This is a genomic window from Caballeronia sp., from assembly GCF_028292365.1.
In the GTDB taxonomy this organism is placed as follows: Bacteria; Pseudomonadota; Gammaproteobacteria; order Burkholderiales; family Burkholderiaceae; genus Caballeronia.
Genome location: NZ_JAQGMM010000322.1, coordinates 1 through 6,798, shown reverse-complemented (window position 1 = coordinate 6,798; position 6,798 = coordinate 1). Strand labels below are relative to the sequence as shown.

Here is a 6,798-nt window from a genome sequence, read left to right as displayed (position 1 = left end):
GTCCGCCCCGATACGTCAATGGCGCAAGCGCCGTCACGCCGCGACCCGTCAGCGTACTGAAACCTTTATGCGGGTTCGAGCCTCGTCTTTACGAGAACCTCGCAACGTTCTGCGAACAAACGCATCCCTGCTTTCAACTGGTCTTCGGCGTCTCGTCCAGTCACGATCCAGCTGTCGCAGTAGTCGCGCGCTTGCACGCCGCTTATCCCCATGTAGACATTACTCTGGTAGTGGACGCGTCGCTCCACGGAGCGAATCACAAGGTCAGCAACCTGATCAACATGGAGCAAAGTGCGCGCAATGAGGTGATCGTCGTGGCCGACAGTGACATTGCAGTCAAGCCGGACTATCTCGTGAACGTCATTGCACCGCTTGAACAAAAGGACGTCGGCATTGTGACGTGCCTTTATCGCGCTCGGAGGGTGGGAAATTTCTGGAGCCGCCTGGGCGCGCTCTTCATTGATGAGTGGTTCGTGCCTTCCGTGTATCTCGCGCACGCAACGGGATCGCAGCGCTTCGGTTTCGGAGCGACGCTCGCGATGCGGCGCGAGACGCTCGATACCATCGGCGGATTGATGGCAGTGAAAAACTGCATCGCCGACGACTACTCCATCGCGCACGGAGTCAGGAAACTGGGGCTGCGTACCTATCTGTCGGAAGTCGTTGTTTCCACCGATGTAACCGAACGCGATTTTCTCTCGCTGTGGCAACGCGAGAAGCGCTGGTTGCGCACTATTCGGTTGGTTCATCCGCTCGGCTTCACGTTTATCCTGATTTCGTTCGCGTCACCATGGCTTCTGGTGAGCTTTATCCTTGGACTCGGTTACGACGAGAGCACCGGAACCAGCGCAGCATCAGTCGCAGATATGCTGCTCGACCTAAGTACGTCGTTCGGCGTGAGCGCGCGCATCTTGCTGCACTGGCGTCGCGCACGCAACTGGCGTGTGTTCCTGCGCGATTTGCCGCTCATTCCCCTGCGGGATTTGCTCCTGTGGGCGGAGTGGACTGTCGCGGCGTTCGGCTCGCATGTGGTCTGGCGCGGCAGCCGGATTCGCATCGACGATGATCGTGCTGGCAAAACCCAGCCGGACGGTCCGGAAGCTTTCGATAGAACTTAGCATATTGACTCAAGGCTATGCATGAAACCGCTGCGACCGGATTGTGCCCATCGCTGGCGATGGCAACTTGCCTCACTAACATGAGTCGCATACGTGGATTGATCATCACCGCGGATGACTTCGGCTTGCATCCGCGCGTGAACGAAGCGGTCGAACGCGCCCATTGTGAAGGCCTGCTGACGTCGGCGAGCCTGATGGTCGGCGCTCGCGCAGCAGCGGATGCCATCGAGCGGGCGCGGCGATTGCCCAGTTTGCGGGTAGGTTTGCATCTTGTGCTGGCGGATGGCTTCGCAACCCTGAATGCGTCCCGGATACCGGATCTGGTGAATCACGCGGGCCGTTTCGGCGACGCTATGGTGCGCGACAGCATCCGGTTCTTCTTTCTGCCACGTGTGCGTTCTCAGCTTGAGCAAGAGATTCGAGCCCAATTCGAAGCATTCGCCGCAACGAGTCTGCCGCTTGATCACGTGAACACGCACAAGCACTTTCATCTTCATCCGACGGTACTTTCGCTCGTACTGAAAGTGGGGCGCGAGTTCGGCATGCGCGCCATGCGACTGCCGCTCGAACCGGACGCACCAAGCGGTCTCAGGCCATGGATCACGCTGGTGAAAGCGAGGCTCGATCATCACGGCATCGTGCATAACGACCACGTCATCGGAATGACGCAAAGCGGCCAGATGGACGAAGCAGCGTGGATAAGAGCGCTGGAACGTTTGCCCAATGGCGTGACCGAGATTTATTCGCATCCGGCGATCGCCGGCGAGGGCGCGGAGCCTGTTACGCAATCCATGACCGGTTATCGTCCCGCTGATGAACTCGCTGCGCTGGTCTCACCGCGCGTAGCTGCGGCGATGCATGCCACGGGCGCGGTGCGTGGCGGATTCGCCGATATTTTTTCTGATGCGTTTCGCTGCGCGCGGCGCATGGAGAATAGGATAGGAACTGACTAGTAAGGCTTGACTAAGAGCTGACGCTTGCGTCGCCGGAACGCACAATGCCTCGGGATGTTCCTGTTGATTCTGCGATTTGCCATGCGATCAGACCAGGTAAAAAAACGATCAGATCGCGGATGCGGCGCGAGCCGGCGAGGGCGAGACTCGTCGCCGGGTCAAGTCCTAACGCACCTCCGATAAGCACAAACCCTCCCTCCTGAACGCCAAGCGCGCCCGGCACGAAAAACGCGGCGCTGCTCACCGCCTGGATCAGCAGTTCCAGCACGATCGCTTTCTGGAATGCCACCGTGACACCGAGAAAATACAAGGCCAGCCATAACTCAAGGGCGGTCAGCAGGCACTGAGCAGGTTGCCAGAAGAAAACATATCGGAGAATGACACCGCGACGGCGCCAGATGAGTTTGATCGATTGATCGATGCGACCCGACTGTCCCACGAGTGCCGCAAGCTGACCACCACATATACTGTTTATCAGCCGCGCCATGCGCTCGAAAGGACTAGCGTGCTGGACCAACGCGAACAGAATAAGAAAGGGTGCGAGGACGGCCGCACCAAGCCCAAGTTCGGCTGCAAGGCGCAGCAAGTTTGAGCTCGACTGTGCGACCAGATAACCAATGCCGGCCAACGTAAACACGAGTTGGCTGATGACCGTCAACTGCATATCGACAATAATGCTCGCCGCCGCCGTCGAGGGCCGCAAGCCACTGCGTGTCATCAATCGGAACGACACCACCTCGCCGCCAATACGCGCTACCGGCAGCATGCTGTTGACGGACTCGCGGATCCATACAAGATGCAACATCTTGCCAAGCGACGGCCGGTTGGCGCCGCGAACAAGCGTTTGCCAGTCGCGCGAATTCGCGATCATGGGCAGCGCATGCGCGATCGCGGCGATGCTCAAACCCCACCCCGCCGTGCGCATGAGCGCAATCACAGCGCCAGGGTTTTCATGGACGACCAGCCAGCCGGCTGTTATCAATCCGGCCAGCGCTGCAGCGCCCCCTAGATAGCGCTTCACATTGGCTCCATCGACATCATGATTTTTGCCACCCGTTCATTTCTCGACGACAGGAATAAGCAAGCCGTCCCGTCCCACCGTGAAGTTAAAGCCGCGCCACACCACGCGCGAGGAGAAGAAGCTCAGCAAGTAGACCGCGAACAACACGAGATCCCAGATCGGGACCAGCGCGACGCCTGCGAACGGTTGCTTTAGCGCTTTATTCATCTGCACTTTCAGTGCGAACCGCGCGACGATCGCCGCGCCCACCGTGGTCCACGCCCAGGTCGCACCGCCCGATACCACTACGCTCAGCAATGCAAACGCCAGCGGATGCGTCAGTACGGAGCCGAGATGGCCAGCAGGGTCGACGGTGCGAATCGTCCGGCTCCATCGCAACTCGTGTGCAACGAATTCCGCTGCACTTTTTTCCACGCACGCATGTGTCACAGCGAATGCGGGCACAACGACTTTTTCGCCCGCCAGACGTACCGCCTCGCCAATGGCGTGATCCTCCGCTAAATGATGCACGAACTGAGAAAATCCACCGATTTTCTCCAATGTCGTGCGGCGCATGGCTAGCGTCTGGCCGAAGCAAGGGCGCGCCATGCCTAACGCAAGACCGAGGACTACGCTGGGCAAAAACTGATAGTTGCTGGCATCGGCGGAAAGGCTGCCCCAGAACCCCGAGTCCGGTTGTCCTCGATACAGACATGTCACGAGGCCAACACCGGGCTGATGCAATTCACCGATCACGCGCCGCAGGTAGTCGGGCTCAACTGCCACGTCACTGTCGGCGAAAACGAGAATATCGTGACGCGCCTCGGGGAGCATGTTGAGGATATTGCTCATCTTCCGGTTCGGCCCATACAAGCGCGCGTCCGAAACCACAGTGATATCGGCATTGGGAAAGAGCGTGCGCACGCGGCGAACCACGTCGAGAGCGACATCTCGTGAGTCGTGCACGCCGAATAGAAACTGAATGGGACCGGGGTAATCCTGCTGACAGAACGAGATCAGATTCTGCATCAACGCGAGTTCGGCGCCATGCAACGGCTTCACTATGGTTACCGCCGGGAACACCGCCGTTTCAACGACAGGACGCGCGAAGAAGCGCCGCACAAGCAACGTTGCTACCACCGTGTAGCCAATACCGAACGCCACGCATGAGGCGGAGATCCAGATCGCGGGACTTTGCACCCAATGCGCGAAGTCACCCGGCAAGAGAAACGCGAGCAATGCTGTGGACGAGAGAAGCGTGACCACGCAGGCGATCCAGATTTGATATTTCATCGCGTCAGAAATGGCCTTGCGCTGCTTTGATCCACGCGCTTGCTCATGCCTTATGCGCTCTCAGGAAGCTGAAAAACTCGACACCTTCGCGCAAGCGCCGATGCATCATTTCCCAACTCATCAGCATTTCCCGCACGATTTCCCAGATCTTCGCGGGCCTGAAGTAGAAGCGCTTATAAAATTCTTCGACGCTGTGATAGATCTCTTCGCTCGACAGGTGAGGATAGCTAATCGCTGCAAGCTGAACGCCCGTTGAACTGACGAGGTTGATCACCTTGTTTTCCTTCATCCACCCGTTTTCTATCGCTTGCTTGTATAGCGTTGTCCCCGGATAGGGTGCGGCGAGCGAGACTTGAATGGTGTGCGGATTAATCTCCTTCGCATATTCGATGGTCTTTTCGATCGTTTCGTGCGTTTCGCCCGGCAGTCCCAGAATGAACGTGCCGTGGATCTTGATGTTGAGCTTGCGGCAATCCTCGCTGAATCGGCGCGCGATATCGGTTCGAAGGCCTTTTTTGATGTTCAGGAGAATCTGGTCGTCGCCGGATTCATAGCCGACCAACAGCAGCCGCAAACCATTCTCCTTCATGACCTTAAGCGTTGCGTATGGCACGTTCGCTTTGGCGTTGCAGGACCATGTCACACCCAGCTTTCCCATGCCGCGAGCAATCTCCTCGGCTCTCGGCTTGAAGTCGGTGAAGGTATCGTCGTCGAACATGATCTCCTTCACCTCGGGCATGTTGTCTCTGATCCACTTTACTTCCGCGATCACATTGTCGACCGAACGCGTGCGGTAGCGATGGCCGCCAACGGTCTGCGGCCAGAGGCAGAACGTGCACTTCGATCGGCAACCACGTCCGGTGTAGATCGATACATACGGATGCTTGAGGTAGCCGCTGAAATAGTTTTCGATCTTTAGATCGCGCTTGTAGACCGGCGCGACGAAAGGCAGCTCGTCCATGTTTTCGAGGATGGGCCGTGCGTCGTTGTGCATGATTCCGCCATCGGGCAGGCGGTAGCTGAGGCCAAGAATGGATTCGAACGGCAAGCCTTGCGCAATGTCCCGGCAGGTGAAGTCGAACTCTTCTCGGCACACGAAGTCGATCGCCTTGCTGGCCCCGAGCGAACCGTGCGGGTCGACGGCGACCTTTGCGCCGACCATCCCGACAAGAATCGTAGGCATACGTTGTTTCAGATGTTCGGCGAACAGGGCGTCGGTCGGGAACGAGGGTGTGCTCGTATGAATGATGACGAGCTCGTATTGTTCCGCGATGTCGAGCGACGCCTCCACGGATAGGCCATCCGCAGGAGCGTCCAGCACGCGGCTATCTTCGATCAAGGCGGCAGGCTGGGCGAGCCAAGTGGGATACCAGAATGATCGGATTTCGCGCTTTGTCTGATAACGCGAACCTGCTCCGCCGTCAAAGCCGTCGAATGAAGGTGCTTGAAGGAAAAGCGTTTTCATAAATACTCCGGGAGTTTGCCGCCGCAAGGCTGGCTCGTATCGCCCACACCCGGTTGCGCGATGACCTTGGATTTTGGGTGACCTGGTTTCGCACGACACAACTGTTTGCAAGCGTGGTTGCATGCCGGAGGTCAGCATACTTGAACTATCTCGCCGATAACTTAGAGGCATATTACGGTCCGCATCCAAACCGAAAGCCAAGCGTCGAGCCGCTGTCATGTTGGCGTGAAAACGATGCTCCGCGGATCAGGTCGACCGTGCTACTGCCCGGGAGCGGCGGCTCGTATTGAGTTCCTGAGAAGATGCTCACTGACTCTTAGTTCAGCCGCTCATCGGCCTCATCGGCGTACGGACATTTATTAGGGCCTAATTATCACGTTCATTCGAGCAAGGTCAACGAGCGCTTAACGGGCTTCCGCCGCGAGCAGGTTTAAGCGCGGCTAGTGAATTCCAAAAGTCGCGAAGCACTTAGTGACGATCGCAGTCGCTGCATGGGTATGCAGGAAGAGTGTGCGCCACAGATCCGGTCTTGACGCTCCGCGGCTTGGCTACCGTTGTGAGAGACTGCTCGGCTTTAAGTGCTCGTGCTGCTCGGGACATCGCCGGCACACTGATATTCGCGGCTATGCTGCAGGTTCCTGACATTTTCCCTGATGAGTAATCAAGGCGTTGGGCATTTTTGCGAAGCGACGTTATTCCGGCATCTTCGTGGTGACGGTTGTAGCCACGCGAAAATCGACCGTTCAAATCAGTTAAACGTACGTTGCTTTCGGGTCCGCGAAGCGGCGTTCAGATCCATCCGACACAGGTCGCTCGCAATCTACAAACCTTCGGTCAGCAATTCTCCCTTTGGGGCTGAAGGAGTCCACAACCATGTTGAATGTGAACGGCTATTCTAAACGTCGATTCTCGACTCGTCGGTTTCCTGGATTTTGCCGATGAAGCGTTCGAATGCCGCAGACAGATGCT

5 protein-coding genes are annotated in these 6,798 nt (G+C 57.6%); 2 read left to right on the top strand and 3 right to left on the bottom strand.

Translation table 11 applies throughout. The features are described from left to right. Both hpnI (JWR14_RS19845) and hpnK read left to right on the top strand, forming a co-directional pair. The coding region (gene hpnI / locus JWR14_RS19845; RefSeq protein WP_299710105.1) for a bacteriohopanetetrol glucosamine biosynthesis glycosyltransferase HpnI at window positions 1–1,118 on the top strand (1,118 nt) is incomplete at its 5' end. Between the two features lie 80 nt (window positions 1,119–1,198). Beyond that, entirely contained in the window at window positions 1,199–2,071 is an 873-nt protein-coding gene (hpnK, locus tag JWR14_RS19840; RefSeq protein WP_299710104.1) for a hopanoid biosynthesis-associated protein HpnK, read from the top strand. A gap of 10 nt (window positions 2,072–2,081) precedes the next feature. Here the strand turns inward: hpnK and JWR14_RS19835 are convergent, their stop codons facing one another. From JWR14_RS19835 to hpnJ, 3 genes are read right to left on the bottom strand one after another with little or no spacing between them, the layout of a single operon-like run. Continuing rightward, the gene (locus JWR14_RS19835; RefSeq protein WP_299710102.1) at window positions 2,082–3,092 is read right to left on the bottom strand and encodes a lysylphosphatidylglycerol synthase domain-containing protein; all 1,011 of its coding nucleotides are present in this window, start codon (window positions 3,090–3,092) and stop codon (window positions 2,082–2,084) included. 36 nt (window positions 3,093–3,128) lie between these two features. After that, entirely contained in the window at window positions 3,129–4,364 is a 1,236-nt protein-coding gene (gene hpnI / locus JWR14_RS19830) for a bacteriohopanetetrol glucosamine biosynthesis glycosyltransferase HpnI (protein ID WP_299710100.1), read from the bottom strand. 43 nt (window positions 4,365–4,407) lie between these two features. Continuing rightward, window positions 4,408–5,829: a hopanoid biosynthesis associated radical SAM protein HpnJ gene (hpnJ, locus tag JWR14_RS19825; protein WP_299710098.1), complete on the bottom strand. Its 1,422-nt coding sequence runs from the start codon at window positions 5,827–5,829 to the stop codon at window positions 4,408–4,410. Window positions 5,830–6,798: the final 969 nt, after the last annotated feature.

Coding starts and splice junctions, on each gene's coding strand:
- hpnK (WP_299710104.1), top strand. CDS start 1,199: ATGAGTCGCATACGTGGATTGATCATCACCGCGGATGACTTCGGCTTG.
- hpnI (WP_299710100.1), bottom strand. CDS start 4,364: ATGAAATATCAAATCTGGATCGCCTGCGTGGTCACGCTTCTCTCGTCC.
- hpnJ (WP_299710098.1), bottom strand. CDS start 5,829: ATGAAAACGCTTTTCCTTCAAGCACCTTCATTCGACGGCTTTGACGGC.